We start from the raw sequence: 19268 nt of genomic DNA on the forward strand, positions 1-19268 counted from the left end.
TCATTTCTTCTGTTGATTTATTTCTATTTCCAAGGCTTCTATCTTTTCTAACAATTTATAGTATTCATGCATCGTATTAACTGCAGTTAATACAGCTAATTTAGTCGTATCCAGACTCGGGTTTTTTTGACCAATTTCGCGCATTTTATCATCCACCGAGTGGGCAACTTGTCGTAAATGAGAAGTTGATTCATCGCCTACAATGGTGTATTGTTGTCCATATATCTCAACGTTTATCCTGTTTTTATCAGACAAGGCGGTTGCCTCCAATCATAAAAATCCTGTCTACTATCATAACATGAAAACCAATTTCTTGGTATTCCTAGATAAAAACTACTATCAATCGTAAAATATCATATACACAAATTTCCGTCCTATCAACAAGAGGACGGAAATTTGGCGTAAAGAGGAGTAGAGTAGAAAAATGGCGAATACTGTTATTACAGTAACAAAAGAAACGATTCTTAAAATGAAATCCTATTACTTGAATTCTTTATTGCCTAAAACACCACCCGGAGCTGTTTTCTCAGCGAAAATGAATGGGATGACGATTACGGCCTATAATTCTGGAAAAGTATTGTTCCAGGGAGCCGTCTCAGATGCAGAAGTTCAAAAATGGAGTAGCGGATCAGCCAATGCTGCTGCCCCTCAAAAAAAATCACCAATTAAAAAAAGAAGTGTATCAGACCATATCTACCGTCCTCCTCATACAATCAATGAGTTGAGTATCATTGGTACAGATGAAGCGGGAACGGGCGATTACTTCGGACCCATAACAGTTGCGGCAGCCTATGTCAGCAAGAAACATATTCGGGAACTTGAAAATATGGGCATACGGGACTCAAAAACGATTCGCGATCCGCAAATATTAATTCTTGGCAAAAAGATTACAGCAATGATTCCGTATAGTCTGCTTGTCCTGAAAAACGAAAAATACAATAGCCTTCAGCAAAAAGGAATGAGCCAGGGTAAAATGAAAGCCATGCTGCATGAACAAGCTATTCATCATTTGCTGGCCAAATTGGAAGGAACCAAGCCAGATGGTATTCTCATAGACCAATTTTGTGAACCTGATATATATTTTCGCCATACCGCCACGAACGGAAATCGTGAAGTTCCCTTGTATTTCAGCACAAAAGCTGAAAGTATATCCACAGCGGTGGCAGCCGCTTCTGTCATTGCCCGCTACGCTTTCTTAAAACATATGGATCTACTCAGCGAACAGGCAGGGATGACGATTCCTAAAGGCGCCAGTTCAAAAGTGGATGAAGCTGCCGCTGTCTTTATCGCTAAAAAAGGTGAAAGTGAATTAAACGCCTTTGCCAAGCTTCACTTCGCCAATACAGAAAAGGCACGCAAGCTCGTAAAACGAATTGGATTATAATCAAGCACTCAGCTTGGGAGCTGATCTGCACCCCAATTGTTAGACACACGGTCTAACAATTGGGGAGATCACATCTGGTCTGAGTGTTTTTATTATGGAGTAAAGTTGTTTTCAACAAGATTCTCCATTTAACAGGGCCTCGTAGGTTGTATTTACGGGAATCAAGCCGACTTTATTCAAAATCCGGCCGAACTTAGAAGGAATTCAGCCAATCTTGGTAATAATCCAGCCGAGTTTGATTGGAATCCAGCCAAACTACCCCTAAATCCAGCCGCTATCCTCAGCCAATTAAAATGATGTTTAAATGCAATGAAAAACTTACCAGTTTACCGCATTTTCTGAGGGGAATAAAATAATCGGAATTTTTTCAAAGAGATGAGGTAAAACGAGAATGGAAAATGTTGTGTTAAGTTTTTTCAAGGTTGAAAGCGAAGCATATCAGGCTTTATCTGAGCTAAAAAGAACTCATACATCCCAGAAAGATTTCGTCCTCTCACAAGTAGTTTTACTAAAAAAAGTTGATGGGGAGATTATCACAAAGGATAGCTTCAACACTGGCAGTCAAACAAGTGATGACACTTTATTAGGCGGACTTATTGGAGGAGCTCTCGGGTTACTTGGCGGTCCGATAGGTATCCTTTTAGGAATGGGGATAGGTGCCGGCTTCGGTTCCTTATTAGATATGAATGATGCCAAGGAAGAGGACGGTATGCTTTATACGGTTTCTACAAGAATGAAAGACGGAGATATAGCCCTTATAGCTGTTATACAAGAAGAAACAGAAACATCCTATAATGAGATCATTAATCAATTTAATACAGTAATCGTTAGATACCGTGCCAGCGTTATTCAGGAAGAACTAGACCATGCGCGTAAGATACAAAAGGAATTAGAACACGAAGCAAAAGCCAGAATGAAAGAACAGCGCTCAAAAGAAAGACGAGAAAAAATCGACGAATATAGTACGAAATTAAGAGAAGAATTCAAACAGATTAAAGAGAAATTATCATAAACCAACACAGTCATCATACATTAACAAGTTAATTCATACATAAAAAAAAGATTGCTTATATTATAGCAATCTTTTTTGCATTAAAATTATACAGATATAATCTTTAATTAAGGGAGATGGCTTCCACCACTCCCTCATTCAATTATAAGTGGCTGCAAAGGCCAACAGGATGTTGGATGAAGACATTGCCACACGATGTGGTGGTCTTAGTCTTTGTTCCTTTTTGAGTCGTCTCAGCCTTTCGTTAGATCCAGCTTCAACTCCTAGGCCCTCGAGTCATAAGGATAGCCACTTCGGGGGAAACCATCCCCTTCGTGCCTTTGTCTTATGCTCCTCGCTCCTGAGCAAGGCCCTTCAGCTTTTCTAGCCTCTCAGCTGTGCCCCAGCTTTTTCTTCTACTGCCATTAGGACTTTGCTGTGGGCTTTTGTTACTTCTTCGTCTGTTAGTGTTTTTTCAGGGTCGAAGTATTTTAGGGAGAATGCTAATGATTTTTTGCCTTCTTCCATTTTTTCTCCTTCGTATAAGTCGAATAAGTGAACTTCTTTTAATAGTTTGCCGCCAGCTTCTTTGATAATCGTGCTGATTTCTCCCGCTACTGCTTCAGAGTCCACAACCAATGCAATATCACGTGTAATAGAAGGGAATCTTGGAATAGCTGTATATTGAATTGGTTCTTGATCTACATGTAAAAGGTCTACTAGAGACAATTCAAATACATAGGTTTCTTTTAAGTCTTCTTTCTTTTCAACTTTCGGATGAACTTGACCTACGAAACCAATTAATTCTCCATCTAAGAACAATTCAGCTGTGCGTCCTGGATGCATTCCTTCAACAATCGCTTGTTTCCACTCCATACGGTTTTCAAGGCCAAGCTTGCGGAATAAGCCTTCAAGGATTCCTTTTACAACGAAGAAATCTACTTTTTTCTTCTCTCCCTGCCATAGGTTCGTGTTCCATAGACCCGTTACAGCACCTGCAAGATGCTCTTTTTCTTCTGGAAGCTCTGTATCAGAAGTTTTAAGGAAAATAGCACCTGTTTCATAAACAGCCATATTTTCATTTTGGCGAGCTACATTATGCTTTAACACATCCAGCAAGCCAGGAATCAGGCTCATACGAAGAGTGCTTCTTTCTTCACTCATCGGCATTGCCAAACGAATGCTTTCACGTTGCTCTAATGTATACATGGCTGCTTTTTCAGCAGATGTTAGAGAGTATGTGATGTTTTGCATTAAACCGGCTTCTTCTAGATAACGACGTACAACTCGACGCTTCATTTGGTAAGGAGTTAGTACACCTGGCTTAGAAGCACCAACCGGTAATGTTTTTGGAATATTATCGTATCCGTAAAGTCTTGCTACTTCTTCAATAATATCTTCTGGAATAGTAATATCTCCACGGCGTGTCGGTACCGTAATTACAAAGTCTTCTCCATCCACATTCACTTCAAATTGAAGGCGCGTTAAAATATCCTTCACTTCGTTCACAGATAAAGACGTACCCAGTACCTTATTGATTTTTCCAAGACCAATACTAATCACGGCTTCTTCAATCTTCATCTCATTAAATTCTGCTTGACCTTCAAGCACTGTACCGCCTGCAAGCTCTGCGATTAATTCTGCTGCACGTTCTCCGGCAGCACGAACGCGGTTTGGATCCACACCTTTTTCAAAGCGTGCGCTTGCTTCTGAACGAAGACCAAAATCTTTGGAAGCTTTGCGGACAGGACCGCCTGCAAAATAGGCTGCTTCCAGTAATACAGTTGTTGTTCCATCAACAACCTCTGAGTTGGCTCCTCCCATCACACCAGCAAGTGCAATAGCTTCTTTGCCATTTGTAATGACTAAATGATCATCGCTAAGCGTACGTTCAGCTTCATCCAATGTAGTCAGCTTTTCACCTTCATCTGCCATACGAACTACAATTTCTTTAGATTGTAAACGATCATAATCGAACGCATGCAATGGCTGACCATATTCAAGCAAAATAAAATTCGTAATGTCGACCACATTATTATGCGGACGGATCCCGCTCTTCATTAATCGGCTTTGCAGCCATAATGGAGATGGACCGACTTTTACATCTTTAATGATTTTCGCGATATAAAGAGGATTTTGCTCAGGTGCGTCCACTTTTACGCTTACATAGTCTTCTGCTTTCTCAGAGCCTGCTTTTACAGTTACTTCCGGTAATTTAACTTCTTTACCCAAAATAGCTGCTACTTCATATGCTACACCAAGCATGCTTAGGCAATCAGAACGGTTTGGTGTCAATCCAAGCTCAAGAATATGGTCATCCAGCCCCAGTTGTTCAAGCGCATTTGTGCCAGGAACAACATCTTCAGGGAATACAAAAATACCTGTACTGAACTCTTTTGCCACTACTTTCGCTTCGATTCCCAATTCCTGCAGGGAACAGATCATGCCGTGGGATGCTTCTCCGCGCAGCTTACTCTTTTTAATTTTGAAATTCCCCGGTAAAACAGCTCCCACTTTTGCGACAGGAACTTTTTGTCCTGCTGCCACATTCGGTGCACCGCACACGATTTGAACCGGTTCTTCTTCACCGATATCCACTTTACAAACACTTAATTTATCAGCATTCGGATGCTGTACTTTTTCAAGTACATGTCCGATTACCACGTTTTGAATTACCTCAGCAGGAGATTCTACACCTTCTACTTCGATTCCGCTTCTTGTAATTTTTTCTGCCAACTCATTAGCATTGATTCCATCTAAATCAACATAATCCTGTAACCATCTATATGATACAAACATCTTATTTCCTCCCTCTAATTCTTACTCGTGACGATGAAACTGGCTTCCGAAACGTACATCATTTGTATAGAAATGACGGATATCGTCAACACCGTATTTCAGCATGGCAATCCTTTCAACACCCATACCAAATGCAAATCCAGTGTACTTCTTGGAATCAAATCCTGCCATTTCAAGTACATTCGGGTGAACCATACCTCCGCCCAGAATTTCGATCCAACCTGTTTGTTTACAAACTGAACAGCCTTTTCCACCGCAAATTTTACAGGAAATATCCATTTCAACTGAAGGCTCTGTGAATGGGAAAAAGCTTGGACGAAGGCGAATTTCACGATCTTCACCAAAGAATTTTTTCGCAAATACTTCAAGAGTTCCATTTAAGTCAGCCATTGTAATGTTCTCATCCACTACAAGACCTTCAATTTGCATAAATTGGTGAGAGTGTGTGGCATCGTCATTATCACGGCGATACACCTTACCAGGACAGATAATTTTAACCGGTCCCTTCCCTTCATGCTTTTCCATTGTACGAGCTTGTACAGGGGATGTATGGGTACGCATTAAGATTTCCTCAGTAATGTAGAAGGAATCCTGCATATCACGGGCAGGATGGCTCTTAGGAAGATTCAATGCTTCGAAATTATAGTAATCCTGTTCCACTTCCGGACCTTCAGCCACTGTGTAGCCCATTCCAAGGAATAGGTCTTCTAATTGTTCCGTAATTTTTGTTAAAGGATGGTGGTTCCCTTTATTAACAGGAGCTCCAGGAAGAGTGACGTCAATTTTTTCCTTTGCCAATTTTTGATTAACAGCTTCTTCCTCTAATGCGTGCTGCTTTTCTTCAATTGCAGATGCAATCGCACCTCTTACTTCATTGGCAAGTGCCCCTACCTTTGGACGTTCTTCTGCTGAAAGACTGCCCATTCCTCTCAATACCTCGGTGATCGGTCCTTTTTTGCCAAGGTACGCAACACGGACATCATTCAAGCCTTTGAGGTCAACAGCAATCTGTACTTTTTCCAAGGCTTCCTGCTGCAATGCTTGTAATTTCTCTTGCATAATTAAATCCTCCTATGTGATTTTTGATGAAAACCAATAAATGAAAACAACAAAAAACCCCGTCCCCAAAAAGGGACGAGGTTATCATCGCGGTACCACCCTTGTTAGCGTCCTATTCATTATAGGCTCGCTCACTTCATTCAATAACGACATTTCTGCCGGCTAACCTTTACACAAACGTTTTGTCTGTGGTCCCGGTTGCAGCTCCGGGGGTGAATTCACTTGTTTGCCTTTTTCCATAAAAACGCTCTCAGTCTCAGGCGTTTTTTTCCTGTAAGGCGGTCAAACAGCTACTTAGTCCCCATCTATGCTTTTCATCATCCAATTTTATTTACTCATTATAATCTAAATTGCCCCGAGTTTCAAACGTTCATTTCCTCTTTATTTAAGGCCATACATCAAAATGCCGGCAGCTACTGCCACATTTAATGATTCACTTTTTCCGTATATAGGAATATACACATTTTGATCTGTTTGTTCTAGCAGTTCTTTGCTGACGCCGCTGCCTTCATTGCCGACAAGTATAGCGAACCGTTCTGCTTTACTTATCTCCTTATAAGACTTTGCTCCCTGCAAGGCAGTCCCATAAACCTTCATACCTGATTGTTGTAATTTATCCACCCAAGTTTCTAGGCTTCCTTTAAAAGTTGGGATATGAAACAGGCTGCCCTGTGTAGAGCGAACTACCTTTGGACTGTATGCATCTGCGCACCCGTCCCCTAGTATAACGGCATCAAAGCCCGCTGCATCTGCTGTACGTATCATTGTTCCGATATTCCCTGGATCCTGCACACGATCAATTAATAATACAGTTGAAATGTCCGCTCCTAACTCAGGGAAAGTTGGCTTTCTGCAAGCCGCTGCAACTCCCTGTGGTGTGTCAGTATCCGCGATTGCTTTAAAAATGTCTTTATGTACAGTAAACAGATCAATGCCTTCTAGCTCCCACTTTAAAGGTAAATCAGTACCTTCCTTTACAATCAGTTCTTCCACTAATCCATGCATAAGAGCTTCCTCTACTAAATGAAAACCTTCCACTAGGAAAAGACCGCTTTTATCCCTGTCCTTCTTTGTCAAAAGTTTCTTCCATTGCTTTACACGTGCATTTTGCATTGATTCAATATATTTCAATATAAGTCACCTTCTTATCAAACGTTCTTTCATTATATCCCAAATTTAATACATAGAAAAAGGAAAGAAAAGCAAAACTAAGTATGAGACCAAAATTGGAGGGAATATCCATGAATTTAAATCTTAGAAATGCCATTATCCATAATGTAACAGGCAATACCCAGGATGAACTTGAAGCCACTATTGTAGATGCCATTCAAAGCGGTGAAGAAAAAATGCTGCCGGGCCTTGGTGTATTATTTGAGCTTATTTGGCAAAAAGCCTCTGAAAGCGAGAAGGACGAGATGCTCCATCTATTAGAAAGTGCACTCAGCAAATAACAAAAGAACGATGACGGAGTTATTCTCCATCATCGTTTTTTCGTATTCAATCAAACGTAATCTTATCCACCGTTTCCCTGTTCAGACGTTTAACCAATTCTACAATAAGGTTAACCGTATTTTCATAATCATCACGATTTAATATCCCCGCATTAGAATGGATATAACGAGTTGGAATCGTAATCGCGATAGAAGGTACACCCGTACCGCTGACATGGAATGATCCAGCATCTGTTCCGCCGCCAGGTATATGATCAAATTGATAAGGTATATTCATTTCTTCTGCCACACCGACAATAAAGTCCCTCAAGCCTTTATGAGTCACCAGGCTTGCGTCATATAACACCAGTCCCGGACCGTCTCCCGCTTTTGTTAAACCGTCTTTTTCAGATAATCCTGGTGTATCGATTGCCACTCCAACATCTACAGCAATCGCAATATCAGGCTGTACATAATTAGCCGCTGTTTTAGCGCCGCGCAGCCCTACCTCTTCCTGAACAGTTCCTACGCCAAATACGGTATTCGGATGGTTTTCATCTTTTAGGCGTTTTAATACCTCTATTGCCACCGCACAACCAATTCGGTTGTCCCATGCTTTAGCCATTAACATTTTTTCGTTTTTAAGTACCGTAAATTCGGAGTACGGCGTTACCATATCTCCTGGACGGATTCCCCATTCAAGTACTTCATCCCGGCTTGTGGCTCCGATATCAATGAACATATTTTTGACATCTGCCGGTTTCTTTCTCGCTTCCGGAGTAAGGATATGAGGCGGTGAAGATCCGATTAAACCCGTAATTTGCTCGCCCCCCGAAGTGGTTACTGTAACACGCTGAGAAAGCATAACCTGTGACCACCAGCCCCCAATCGTTTGAAAAAAGAGGAATCCTTTGTCATCAATCCGGGTAACCATAAAACCTACTTCATCAAGGTGTCCGGCAATCATAATGCGCGGTCCTTTTTCTTCTCCTGTTTTCTCAGCAATCAAACTGCCGATTCCATCAAATGAAAGGCTATCAGCATATGGCTCAATCAGCCTTCTCATAACTTTTCTCGGTTCTCCTTCATTACCTGCAATGCCGTTAACATCTGTTAGCTCCTTCAGCATAGAAAGCGTATCATCTAGATGTTTCATAAAAAAGAGCCTCCTTAACTATGTATATCATTCTTTATAGTATATGTATTATTTCCCTTTACTATCAAATAATCGAAAGACCATTATGAATCAGCCGAAAGACTTCCGTTAATATTCACTTCTAAATATAGCCTGACCATGGAACTGGTTCATTCCATTAAACATGGTCATTCCTCCTGTATCCTAACCAGTCTTCAGTAAACTGAATAGAACTTCATTCTATTAACCATCTAAAAAAGCCTGCAAAACTTATCTATACAAATAAGTTTAACAGACTAATGTTAAGTATGACCAAAAAACTGACTCCACTTAATAATGACCTTCTTTTCTCTAAGGAAAAAGAGCAAGATAATCAGCGCTGAAATGATAATCAGCATCATCGTTGGAGAAAACTTTGCAATCGAATGTCCAAATACCGTATAAAAAAATGCCAAGGGAATATTGGACCAAAAAACGGCTTTTGCGTAATCCGTAAAGGTTTTGCTGTTGCCGATTAAATAAAAATTTAGGAGATGGAAATGTATAAACGGAATAAGCCTTAGGATACTCGCCTGCTTTACATTTATTCTTCCTCCGAACTTCAATGTACGCTCATCCAACTTTTCAAGCTTATGCTGTAATTTCGGCATTTTAATAATCATAAAGTAAAAAATAATCGATGATAGCCAGAGACCTAATAAAGATAATAACGTACCGAATACAGCACCAAACATAATCCCGCCCGCCATACAAACAACAGCTACCGGAATAAAAATATATTGCCTTACTATATGGAAAACTACAAAGACAAGAGGTGACCAAAAACCACCTGCCTCAATAAAAGCGAGCAACATGGTAAAATCATAATCCATACTCACACCCCATTTTGCCTTTCTACGTTGTTAAAACTTGGCTTATTTATTAATATATGTTCTCTTGCTTAATTATGACTGTATGGTTGATAAAAGAATAGCTGCTATGATTACGTCCACGATTGCTAATAATGGAAAGCCTGCCACAAAAGCTTTATGCTTTGTTTTATGCCTGAATAGCTTCATACCTGCTGTCCCGCCAATAGCTCCTCCAGCAAGAGCCAGAATCCACAATGTTTTCTCGCTTATGCGGTATCGATTATGTTGAGCTCTGTTTTTATCCAGTTTCATAACAAGAAGTAAGGTTAAATTGATCAGTATAAAATAACCGATGATAAGCTCTTTCATATTCTCCTCTCCTCCCATAACAAAAGGCGCCCCCAATCACTTGAGAAGCGCCTCTATTATTATTTATTAAGTTCTTTTTTAGCTGTTTCAGCTAATTGAGCAAATGCTGCTGCATCGCTAACTGCAAGTTCAGCAAGCATTTTACGGTTAACTTCAATACCAGCAAGTTTTAAACCGTGCATTAAACGGCTGTAAGAAAGACCGTTGATGCGAGCTGCTGCATTGATACGAGTAATCCATAATTTACGGAAGTCGCGTTTCTTTTGACGACGATCGCGGAATGCATATTGCAAGGATTTCATTACTTGTTGATTAGCAACTTTGTATAATGTATGTTTTGAACCGAAATAACCTTTAGCTAGCTTTAATACTTTTTTACGACGTTTGCGCGTCACTGTACCGCCTTTAACACGTGGCATATCTAATTCCTCCTAAAATTGAGCGTTCTCAATTACTTGATATTGTCTAATAGATGACGAATGCGTTTGAAATCTCCGGAACTAACCATTCCACTTTTACGTAATTTACGTTTTGCTTTAGTGGATTTGTTAGCGAATAAGTGGCTTGTGTAAGCATGGCTGCGCTTAAGCTTACCAGAACCAGTTTTTTTGAATCGCTTTGCAGCGCCTCTGTGAGTTTTCATTTTTGGCATGGGAAATTTCCTCCTCGAAACATTACTTTTCGTTTTTCGGTGCTAAAATCAAGAACATGCTGCGTCCGTCCATTTTTGGCGCTGTTTCCACAGTAGCCACTTCTTTACATTCCTCTGCAAAGCGAACTAACACGCGCTGCCCGATTTCTTTATGGGTAATAGCCCGTCCTTTAAATCGAATACTTGCTTTTACCTTATCTCCTTTTTCAAGGAACTTAATAGCGTTGCGAAGCTTCGTATTAAAGTCATGCTCGTCGATAGTTGGGCTTAAACGAACCTCTTTTAAACTAATTGTTTTTTGGTTTTTTCTAGCTTCTTTTTCCTTCTTCTGTTGCTCGAAACGGAACTTACCATAGTCCATAATACGGGCGACAGGAGGCTTTGCGTTCGGTGCAACCAGCACAAGATCCAAATTCACGCGTGTAGCAATTTCTAATGCCTCATTGCGGGATTTAATTCCAAGCTGCTCACCATTTTGATCAACTAGACGTACTTCTCGGGCACGAATGCCTTCGTTTAAGATTAAGTCTTGTTTGCTAATAATAAGCCACCTCCAAGATTTTCTAGCAAATACTACTTCACATGCTTTTTAAACATATAAAAAAGGCCGGTGCATGCACACCCGCCCATAAAAAGACATACCGTCTGATTATATCAATTGAACCAGTTAACTACTCTCTGAAGAGTGTTATACAGGTGAGAAGCGGGTGCTTCTGCTTTATAATGTGTCGTATTTGATTTGCTCACTAAAAATCATTTTAACATGTTTCGCTGTATAATGTCAATAGAAGCTCATTCGTAATGACAACAAAAGTTATTTTATCAAAAATTGTACCTGGTGGCAAGAGGTTTTTGAAGAAAGATTGGAAAGTTAAAATCCAGATACTATTGATTCTGTATAGATTTCAAAATTGGATACATGTTTGGCCATTCAACAAAACAATTCCAAATCCGGTTGATTTCGCAACAGAATTCAAACCTTAAGTGTGTACATTCATTACGACCACCATATTTCACTTGGTCTTTCGCGAATAAGCACACCATTTAAATTCTTAACCGCTCGAGTAAAACCTTCTTCAATAGACATTAATGGATCTTCATGTTCAATACTGACAGCATAATCATAATTGTAAATACGGAGCGCACTCATCATATCGCTCCATTCTTGAATAGAATGCCCGCATCCAACACTTCTGAATGTCCAGGCTCTAGATTCCACATTACCATAGGGCTGCATATCTGTTAATCCATACATATTTACATTATCCTGATCGATATACGTATCCTTCGCATGGAAATGATGAATAGCACCGGCCTTACCGAGAATCTTAATCGCTGCCACCGGATCAATTCCCTGCCACCACATATGGCTCGGGTCAAAATTAGCTCCGATTGCCGTACAGGTTCTTTCCCTTAGTTTTAATAATGTATAAGGTGTATGAACAAGGAACCCCCCATGTAATTCAATACCTATTTTTACATCATGTTGCTCTGCAAACGTCCCGATCTCTTTCCAATAAGGAATCAACTTATTTTCCCATTGCCATTCTAATAGATCGGCATATTCCGCCGGCCAAGCAACAGTTGGCCAATTTGGATATTTTGCTTCTTCACTGTCTCCCGGTGTACCGGAAAATGTATTTACAACGGGTACTCCCAACAAGGATGCAAGTTGAATTGTCTTACGTAAAATGGAATCTGATTCTTCAGCGAACTTTTTATCCGGTGTTAGTGGATTGCCATGGCAGCTGAACGCACTAATCGATAATCCTCTAGAGTTGACTTCTCCAAGATACGAATTCCTCTTTTGTTCATCCTCAAGCAATTCATCCAACGGACAATGAGCGTTCCCCGGATACCCTCCGGTTCCAATTTCAACAGTGGATAATCCTGCTTCTTTAACATAATCGAGCATATCTACAAATGACATTTTCGAGAACAATACGGTAAAAACTCCCATCTTCATTAAAAACCTTCCCCCTCAGCTAAGGAAACGGTCTTCTTCGTCCGCTCTGATTCAAGAGCACCAAGAATGATACCCAATGATTTTTTCCCTTCTTCTCCCGTAATTAGCGGTTCTTTATCCTCGATAATTGACTGAATGAAATGATTGATCACATGAGATGACGTTTGCCCACCATCTTCATTCGTCTGAATTTTATCCAACTTATGTTTAATGACACGTCCATCAACATACTCTTCAATTAATGAATGCTCTGGATCATCCTCCAATCGCAGAATACCCTTTTCTCCATAAATAACCGTTGAATTATCCCCGCCGCCGGCTACATAAGCCCAGCTCGCCGCTAAAGTGCCAATGATTCCGCTATCCGTGCGCAGCAGGACAACCGCATTGTCATCTACTTCAGTAGAATCCTTTGCATTGGTTTCAACAAAAGCACTTACTGCTGAAAACTCTCCAAATAAATAGCGAAGTAAATCTGACTTATGTACGCCTAAATCACCTAAAGCACCTATAAATGCTTGTTTCTTATTGAAGAACCAGCTTTCCTTGCCATCCACACTCCAGCCTTCTGGTCCGGGATGGCCAAAAGCGGTACGAAAACTATAAATCTTCCCTAATTTACCGCTATCCAAAATTCCCTTGGCAGTCTGATGTGATGCAACAAATCGTTGGTTATGGGCAATCATTAATTTTTTACTGGCCTCACGTGCGGCATGAATCATCTCTTCTGCTTCTTGCTTTGAAGTTGCCATTGGTTTTTCGCATAATACATGTTTACCAGATTTTAATGCAGCAATTGTAACGGGAGCGTGCAAATAATTCGGAAGGCATATACTGACAGCATCAATATCGTTTCTTGCTATAATTTCATCATAATCGGTATACACTTCACTGCCATAAAGCTCAGCCATCTTCTTTGCCCTTTCTTCAACTAGATCGCATACGGCAGTGATTTCTGAAGTCTCATTTGCAGCATACTCAGGTAAGTGGCGGAATTTAGCGATACTTCCACATCCAATAACACCCACTCTTATTTTATTCATCTACGTTCCTCCATTTTAAAATTATTGAACTTAATTAGCGTCTAGTAAAAATGGCTTCTCGCATTTACTTTCCATTACATAATGAGTCCCTAATTCCGAGGACCGATGTATTCCTTCCATAATTTCAAGTACATGCAAGGCCATTTCAGAGCTAGCACGGGGCTGATAGCCGTTCTGAAGAGCCTTTGCCATGTCGGCAAGACCAATCCCGCGCAGATTGTCATATGGATCTCCCATAGTCTTCAATTCAGTCCACTCAATCTCTCCATCTCTTTTTACAAGAACAGGATGATTAAATTGGTTCGGATCAGGCAAGCTAAGTGTTCCTTTTTCCCCATATATCTCAAGAAACGGAGTTCTAGCTCCCACTACATCAAAGCTTGTCGTAATCGTCGTAATCACTCCACTCGCCATTTCCAGTATTCCAGTCACATGTGTCGGCACCTCAACCGGGATAAACTCTCCAAACCGCTTCGGATTTGTGATCAATCGTTCCGTATAGGTTGTTCTAGCTATACCAGTAACTCTGTTCACACTGCCCAGTAAACTGATTAATGCCGTTAAATAATATGGACCCATATCAAACATAGGGCCACCGCCAGCCTTGTAATAAAAGTCGGGGTTTGGATGCCAGGATTCAGGTCCATTGGACATCATATTGCCTGTTGCCCCTACAATTCGCCCAATCAACCCTTCCTCAATCCATTTTCCAGCTAATTGAAGACTGCCACCGAGAAAGGTATCAGGAGCCGACCCTACTATAACTCCCTTTTCACGGGCAGCGTCCAGTATTCTTTTGCCTTCGTTATATGAAATTGAAAGAGGTTTTTCAGTATAAACATGCTTACCGTTATGAATAGCTTTTAGAGATACAGATGAATGAGCATGAGGAACAGTTAAATTTAAAATTAAATCGATATCTGGAGATGTAAATATTTCTTCAAGCTCCAACGGTTTTCCAACATTATACTTTCGAGCCATTTCGATCGCTTTTGTATAATCCAAATCCGCACAGGCTACTACTTGATAGTCTGTAAATCTATTACTATTCTCGATATAGATGCTGCTGATATTTCCGCAGCCGACAATCCCTACCCGTAAAGTCATGAAACCCTATCTCCCTTTATTTGTTGTATAATCAGGCAGGTTGCTTTTTAAATAATTCATACTAATTTCCATACTCCTAAACGGAGTTAATCTCGTAGCATCCTGTTCAACAATCCACCAGGCGACGTTTAACTCCTCGCCCTTTTCTAAAATTTTCTCAATCTCAACCCCACCTGTGCCCAGTTCTGCGAAAAACTGTTCATCATCTAAGGTCATGTCCTTTAAATGGATGAGAGGAGACCGATTCCGGTATTTATCCAACCAGGAAATAGGATCTTCCCCTGCCTTTTTTAGCCAATATACATCAAACTCCGCTTTAACCTTATCTGGATCTGTACCATCAAAAATAACCTCTAGCGCTTTCCGTCCATCAGATAGGGTCTCTAACTCAAAATCATGATTGTGATAGCACAATGTAAGACCGTTCCTCTTACATGTCTCCCCTATTTCATTTAATAGAGAAGGCAAAGCAAGATACTCACTTTCCTGGCGTCGGTCTTCTGCTAAATATGGACATACAATATAGTTTGAACCTAATATAATTTGCTCTTCAATTACTCGTTCAAGCTCACTTTCTAGCTCATCGATTGGGATATGGCTGGCTGCTGCTTTTAAGCCATACTCATCTAAGAGGTTCCTCACTTCCTGGGCAGTAAGATTACCGTGGCCAGCTAACTCAACACCGTCAAAACCAAGCTCAGCTACTTTTTTCAACGTACCTGCAAAATCTTTTTCCGCCTCTTCTCGCAGACTGAACATTTGAACCGCTATAGGAATCTGATTCATATGAATACTCTCCAATCCAGTAAATAATTTATTATTCTTTCATTTATATAGCCTGATAGTTAAAAACACTGTCCTCCTATAAAGATTCAGGAGGACAGTTATGATTTAATATCACTTATTCCATAGCTCAATACGGTCTTTTATTAGTTTGGTATATTCCTTTTCAGCTTGTTCGACATCCGCTTTTTCCAAATCCTTCATAAAGGTATCCCACACTTTATCAAAGTTATCTGGATCTGCCAGAATAGCTTCTGGAATCCGTTTTTTCACGATATCAAGACACTTTTGCATGATAAGCTCCGTATCAGAACCTGAAGGGACCGCCATATTAAAAGCTGCTCCCCATTCTTTTACAGGGAAATCTTCTTTTTGTGGATACAAATCGGCCCACATCTCTACGCCATAATTAGAAAGTACTTCTTTTTCAACATCAGTATAGCCGTCTTTGATTTGCTCTCTACTGGCAATTGAAAAGGTTTGTCCAGTTGAATCTGTTATTCCATCCCCGTAATAAGGAGCAAAGCCTTTTAATGCACCAATACCAGTTTCCTTTACATAATTGGCATTGCTATTACGCTGATCCATTTCTTCTTTCGAGATGACACGTTTACCATCTACAACCTCATAATGCTCCCCTTCAATTCCCCAGTTTTGAAGAATCTGTCCTTCTTCAGAGGCAAGATAATCAATAAATTTAATGGCACGTACAGGATCCTCATTATCTACTGTAATCCCGATGCCCCATCCGCCTAGATAGCCAGTATCCTGGAAATTATGATGTTTGAATTGTTCATTAAGTGTTACAGGATACATTCCATACATACGCTCTGTTTTTCCAGATTCACGCAGCGCACGGTCTGCATCGCCAATCTGCCAATCCGTATCGGTTACGGAAAGAACACGGCCAGAAGAAATCTTAGCTAAATATTGGTCGTATTTTTGTACAAAGCTTTCCTTATCCAATAAATCAATATCATTCATATGGTTTAACCAGCGGAAATATTCTTTTTCTTCAGCCCGGCGATAATGTAATTTTGCTTCATGTGATTTTGGATCGATATAAAATTCTCCATCATCAGGTGCACCTGTTGCATAAAATGCAGGATTTGTGGTAGATATCTGGATGCGCCAGTCATCAGCCAGTAGGGATAAACCTATCGTTGGCTTTCCATCAATCGTTGGATATTTAGCCTTATATTCCTTAATAGCCTTCTCTACATCCTCCACTGTGCGGATTTCAGGATAACCTAATTTTTGAACAACATCATGCTGGAGCATAAACCCAGTGCCTGGCTCGAAATACGTCTGATCAACAGCTGCAGTTGGAAGGATATAAATCCCTTCATCTTCATTACTCCATTTCAATCGATTTAAATAATCACCATAAATTTTCTTTAAATTAGGTGCATGTTCTTCAATTAAATCTGTCAGGTCTATAAAAGCTCCTGCATCAACCAAATTACCAGCATTCCCTTTTGGTAAAATTAAATCCGGATACTCCCCGCTTGCAATCATAAGCGAGATTTTCTGATCTCCGCCATTTACATCAAATTCAGGATCAATTGTCACATCTGTTTTATCCTTGATTGCTTTGCTCACTGGACTTTCCATCTTATCCCATTGAGAATGCGGATCAGCGCTAAATAAAGAAAAAGTAACAGGCCCAGTTGTCTCTTCCTTCGGACTCGAAGTACTATCATCCTTACAACCAGTTATCACCAACATAACGGCCATCAAAAGAATTAGTACTGATTTCGTTTTTGTTTTCATTCTCTTTTCTCCTTATCATTTATTGTCAAACAGATCATGATCTGTTTTAACTTAAATCAGCTTTTTACGGCACCTAATGTCATACCCTGTACAAAAAAGCGTTGTAGGAACGGGTATACTAGCAGAATAGGAACAATAGTGACAACTGAAATCGCCATTTTGATGGATTCCGGTGATACAGATGAAGCAGCTGCTTCACCGCTCGAAGTCCGATAAGCATTAGGATCACTGGCACTAACAGTCGTATTTTGTAAGATTTTCATTAATTCATATTGCAAGGTTGTTAAACTCTCATTTGAACTATTATATAAATACGTATCAAACCAGGAATTCCATTGACCAACTGCTACAAATAAAGCAATTGTCGCTAAAACGGGCGTACACAGCGGCAATACAATTCTCCAAAAAATAGTAAAATCATTAGCGCCATCAATTTTTGCTGATTCCTGTAAGGCATATGGCAATCCATCCATAAAGGACCGAACAATGATGATATTGAAGGCATTAACCATACCAGGCAATACATACACCCAGAATGTATCGATTAAGCCTAAATCTCTCATAAGCATATATCCAGGAATTAATCCCCCAGAGAAATACAAGGTTAAAACCAAGATCGTTGAAACAAATTTACGTCCACTAAAATCAGCACGACTTAAAGTAAAAGCCACCATTGCTGATGATAATACTCCAAGTACAGTCCCGATTATGGTACGAAGTGTTGAATTAACAAATCCTGTTACCAAATTATCGTACTGAAAAATAGTTTTATAGTTTTCCAGCGTAAACTCTCTTGGGAATATCGTAATTCCCCCTCGAATCGTGTCATTCGACTCATTAAAGGATATAGCCAATACATTCAAAAATGGATATAGGGTAACGACGAATACAAGTGTTAGAAAGATATAATTACAAATATCGAATATTCGGTCGTCCCGGCTGGGTCTCACGTTAACTCCTTTGCTACTCACTATCTCACCCCATTACATTACACTTTGGTTTGTAAATCTCTTGAAAATGCCATTTGCTAAGAATAATAAAATGATGCTGACTAAAGAATTGAATATCCCAATTGCCGTACCATACGAGAATCTTCCAAGACCAATACCGTAGTTTAAGGCATATAAATCTAAAACCTCTGCATAATCAACAACAGTAGCATTACCCAGCAAGAATTGTTTTTCGAAGCCAATGGAAATCAAATGACCAATCGATAAAATCAAAACAACCAAGATGGTCGGCCGAATACCCGGTAAGGTAATATGCCATATTTGCCTCAAACGGCTTGCTCCATCCACCTTTGCTGCTTCATATAATTGAGTGTCAATTCCAGCCATGGCCGCTAAAAAGATGATTGAGTTCCAGCCCATCTCTTTCCAAAGGTCAGATAATGTAACAATGATCCAGAATAAATTTCCCTGTGTCATAAATTGATAGGGTTCATCCAAAATACCTGTTGTAGTCAACAACTGATTGATGGCTCCCCCATCGACCGAAAGCATTTTTGTTACAATCCCTGCTACTACAACCCAAGAAACAAAGTGAGGAAGGTATGATACAGTTTGGATCGTTTGTTTAAATGCCTTCTTACGTATTTCATTAATACAAATGGCAAATATAATAGGGATAACAAATCCAAGTATCAGACCCATTAAGCTCATTGCAAGCGTATTACGTAAAGCAAGAAAAAACCTCTCGTCCTGAAAGAGTGCAATAAAGTGGTCAAATCCCACCCATTCCTGTTCCATAAATGATCTGGCTGGCTTGAAATTTTGAAAAGCCATTGTCCAACCCCATAAAGGGATATAGTTAAAAACAAACACCCACGCAACAAATGGCAATGACATAAGGTACAAATACTTTTGATTTTTTATTGACGTCCACATTCTTTGCGTTCTTGTAGGAGCTGCCTCCATAATTGTATGC

Annotated in this window: 20 protein-coding genes and 1 other annotated feature; of the genes, 3 read left to right on the top strand and 17 right to left on the bottom strand. The window is 40.0% G+C overall.

Annotation, left to right across the window (positions count from 1 at the left end; translation table 11 throughout):
- Window positions 1–270: a cell division protein ZapA gene (gene zapA / locus FHY47_RS14305; RefSeq protein ID WP_373925507.1), complete on the bottom strand. Its 270-nt coding sequence runs from the start codon at window positions 268–270 to the stop codon at window positions 1–3.
- Between the two features lie 154 nt (window positions 271–424).
- Between zapA and rnhC the strand changes: the two genes are divergently transcribed.
- Window positions 425–1384 (top strand): ribonuclease HIII, encoded by a 960-nt coding sequence (gene rnhC, locus FHY47_RS14310; protein ID WP_148630965.1) that lies wholly within the window; start codon window positions 425–427, stop codon window positions 1382–1384.
- 391 nt (window positions 1385–1775) lie between these two features.
- On the top strand, window positions 1776–2396 hold the full coding sequence (locus FHY47_RS14315) for a DUF1269 domain-containing protein (protein ID WP_066108777.1): 621 nt from the start codon (window positions 1776–1778) through the stop codon (window positions 2394–2396).
- Window positions 2397–2759: 363 nt separating this feature from the next.
- Here the strand turns inward: FHY47_RS14315 and pheT are convergent, their stop codons facing one another.
- The 3 genes from pheT to FHY47_RS14330 all read right to left on the bottom strand — a co-directional run bounded on the left by pheT (window position 2760) and on the right by FHY47_RS14330 (window position 7346).
- Window positions 2760–5174 carry a phenylalanine--tRNA ligase subunit beta gene (gene pheT / locus FHY47_RS14320; protein WP_148630967.1) on the bottom strand — a complete coding sequence of 805 codons (2415 nt, stop codon included), beginning with the start codon at window positions 5172–5174 and terminating at the stop codon, window positions 2760–2762.
- Between the two features lie 21 nt (window positions 5175–5195).
- On the bottom strand, window positions 5196–6233 hold the full coding sequence (gene pheS / locus FHY47_RS14325) for a phenylalanine--tRNA ligase subunit alpha (RefSeq protein WP_066108785.1): 1038 nt from the start codon (window positions 6231–6233) through the stop codon (window positions 5196–5198).
- 381 nt (window positions 6234–6614) lie between these two features.
- Complete coding sequence (locus FHY47_RS14330) at window positions 6615–7346, bottom strand: TrmH family RNA methyltransferase (RefSeq protein ID WP_187393497.1); 732 nt, start codon at window positions 7344–7346, stop codon at window positions 6615–6617.
- Between the two features lie 128 nt (window positions 7347–7474).
- On the opposite strand from FHY47_RS14330, the gene sspI reads away from it, so the two are divergent.
- The gene (gene sspI / locus FHY47_RS14335) at window positions 7475–7684 is read left to right on the top strand and encodes a small acid-soluble spore protein SspI (RefSeq protein WP_066108794.1); all 210 of its coding nucleotides are present in this window, start codon (window positions 7475–7477) and stop codon (window positions 7682–7684) included.
- A gap of 46 nt (window positions 7685–7730) precedes the next feature.
- On the opposite strand, the gene FHY47_RS14340 is transcribed toward sspI, so the two are convergent.
- From FHY47_RS14340 to FHY47_RS14400, 13 genes are all read right to left on the bottom strand, one after another.
- Window positions 7731–8819 (bottom strand): M42 family metallopeptidase, encoded by a 1089-nt coding sequence (locus tag FHY47_RS14340; protein ID WP_066108797.1) that lies wholly within the window; start codon window positions 8817–8819, stop codon window positions 7731–7733.
- Window positions 8820–9100: 281 nt separating this feature from the next.
- Window positions 9101–9670, bottom strand: coding sequence for a VTT domain-containing protein (locus FHY47_RS14345; RefSeq protein ID WP_066108799.1), 570 nt, complete (start codon window positions 9668–9670; stop codon window positions 9101–9103).
- Window positions 9671–9742: 72 nt separating this feature from the next.
- A complete protein-coding gene (locus FHY47_RS14350; RefSeq protein WP_066109248.1) occupies window positions 9743–10018 on the bottom strand; it encodes a DUF1294 domain-containing protein in 276 nt (91 codons plus the stop codon).
- A gap of 59 nt (window positions 10019–10077) precedes the next feature.
- Window positions 10078–10437 carry a 50S ribosomal protein L20 gene (gene rplT / locus FHY47_RS14355; protein WP_066108802.1) on the bottom strand — a complete coding sequence of 120 codons (360 nt, stop codon included), beginning with the start codon at window positions 10435–10437 and terminating at the stop codon, window positions 10078–10080.
- Between the two features lie 32 nt (window positions 10438–10469).
- A complete protein-coding gene (rpmI, locus tag FHY47_RS14360) occupies window positions 10470–10670 on the bottom strand; it encodes a 50S ribosomal protein L35 (RefSeq protein WP_049669916.1) in 201 nt (66 codons plus the stop codon).
- Between the two features lie 22 nt (window positions 10671–10692).
- On the bottom strand, window positions 10693–11214 hold the full coding sequence (gene infC / locus FHY47_RS14365; RefSeq protein ID WP_077248178.1) for a translation initiation factor IF-3: 522 nt from the start codon (window positions 11212–11214) through the stop codon (window positions 10693–10695).
- Window positions 11215–11262: 48 nt separating this feature from the next.
- Window positions 11263–11395: a sequence feature (ribosomal protein L20 leader region), on the bottom strand.
- Between the two features lie 272 nt (window positions 11396–11667).
- Window positions 11668–12636, bottom strand: a complete 969-nt coding sequence (locus FHY47_RS14370; protein ID WP_066108818.1) for a sugar phosphate isomerase/epimerase family protein — start codon at window positions 12634–12636, stop codon at window positions 11668–11670.
- Window positions 12636–13679 (bottom strand): Gfo/Idh/MocA family protein, encoded by a 1044-nt coding sequence (locus FHY47_RS14375; RefSeq protein WP_066108822.1) that lies wholly within the window; start codon window positions 13677–13679, stop codon window positions 12636–12638. Before FHY47_RS14375 ends, FHY47_RS14370 begins: the two co-directional genes overlap by 1 nt.
- Before the next feature lie 30 nt (window positions 13680–13709).
- Window positions 13710–14786 carry a Gfo/Idh/MocA family protein gene (locus FHY47_RS14380; RefSeq protein WP_066108824.1) on the bottom strand — a complete coding sequence of 359 codons (1077 nt, stop codon included), beginning with the start codon at window positions 14784–14786 and terminating at the stop codon, window positions 13710–13712.
- A 6-nt stretch (window positions 14787–14792) separates the two neighbouring features.
- Window positions 14793–15572: a sugar phosphate isomerase/epimerase family protein gene (locus FHY47_RS14385; RefSeq protein WP_066108826.1), complete on the bottom strand. Its 780-nt coding sequence runs from the start codon at window positions 15570–15572 to the stop codon at window positions 14793–14795.
- A gap of 111 nt (window positions 15573–15683) precedes the next feature.
- On the bottom strand, window positions 15684–17342 hold the full coding sequence (locus FHY47_RS14390; protein ID WP_148630972.1) for an ABC transporter substrate-binding protein: 1659 nt from the start codon (window positions 17340–17342) through the stop codon (window positions 15684–15686).
- Between the two features lie 56 nt (window positions 17343–17398).
- Window positions 17399–18313 carry a carbohydrate ABC transporter permease gene (locus tag FHY47_RS14395; RefSeq protein WP_066108832.1) on the bottom strand — a complete coding sequence of 305 codons (915 nt, stop codon included), beginning with the start codon at window positions 18311–18313 and terminating at the stop codon, window positions 17399–17401.
- Between the two features lie 12 nt (window positions 18314–18325).
- Entirely contained in the window at window positions 18326–19258 is a 933-nt protein-coding gene (locus FHY47_RS14400; RefSeq protein ID WP_262366028.1) for an ABC transporter permease, read from the bottom strand.
- Between the last annotated feature and the right edge of the window lie 10 nt (window positions 19259–19268).

The organism is Bacillus sp. E214, from assembly GCF_008087365.1.
Lineage (GTDB): Bacteria > Bacillota > Bacilli > Bacillales > Pradoshiaceae > Pradoshia.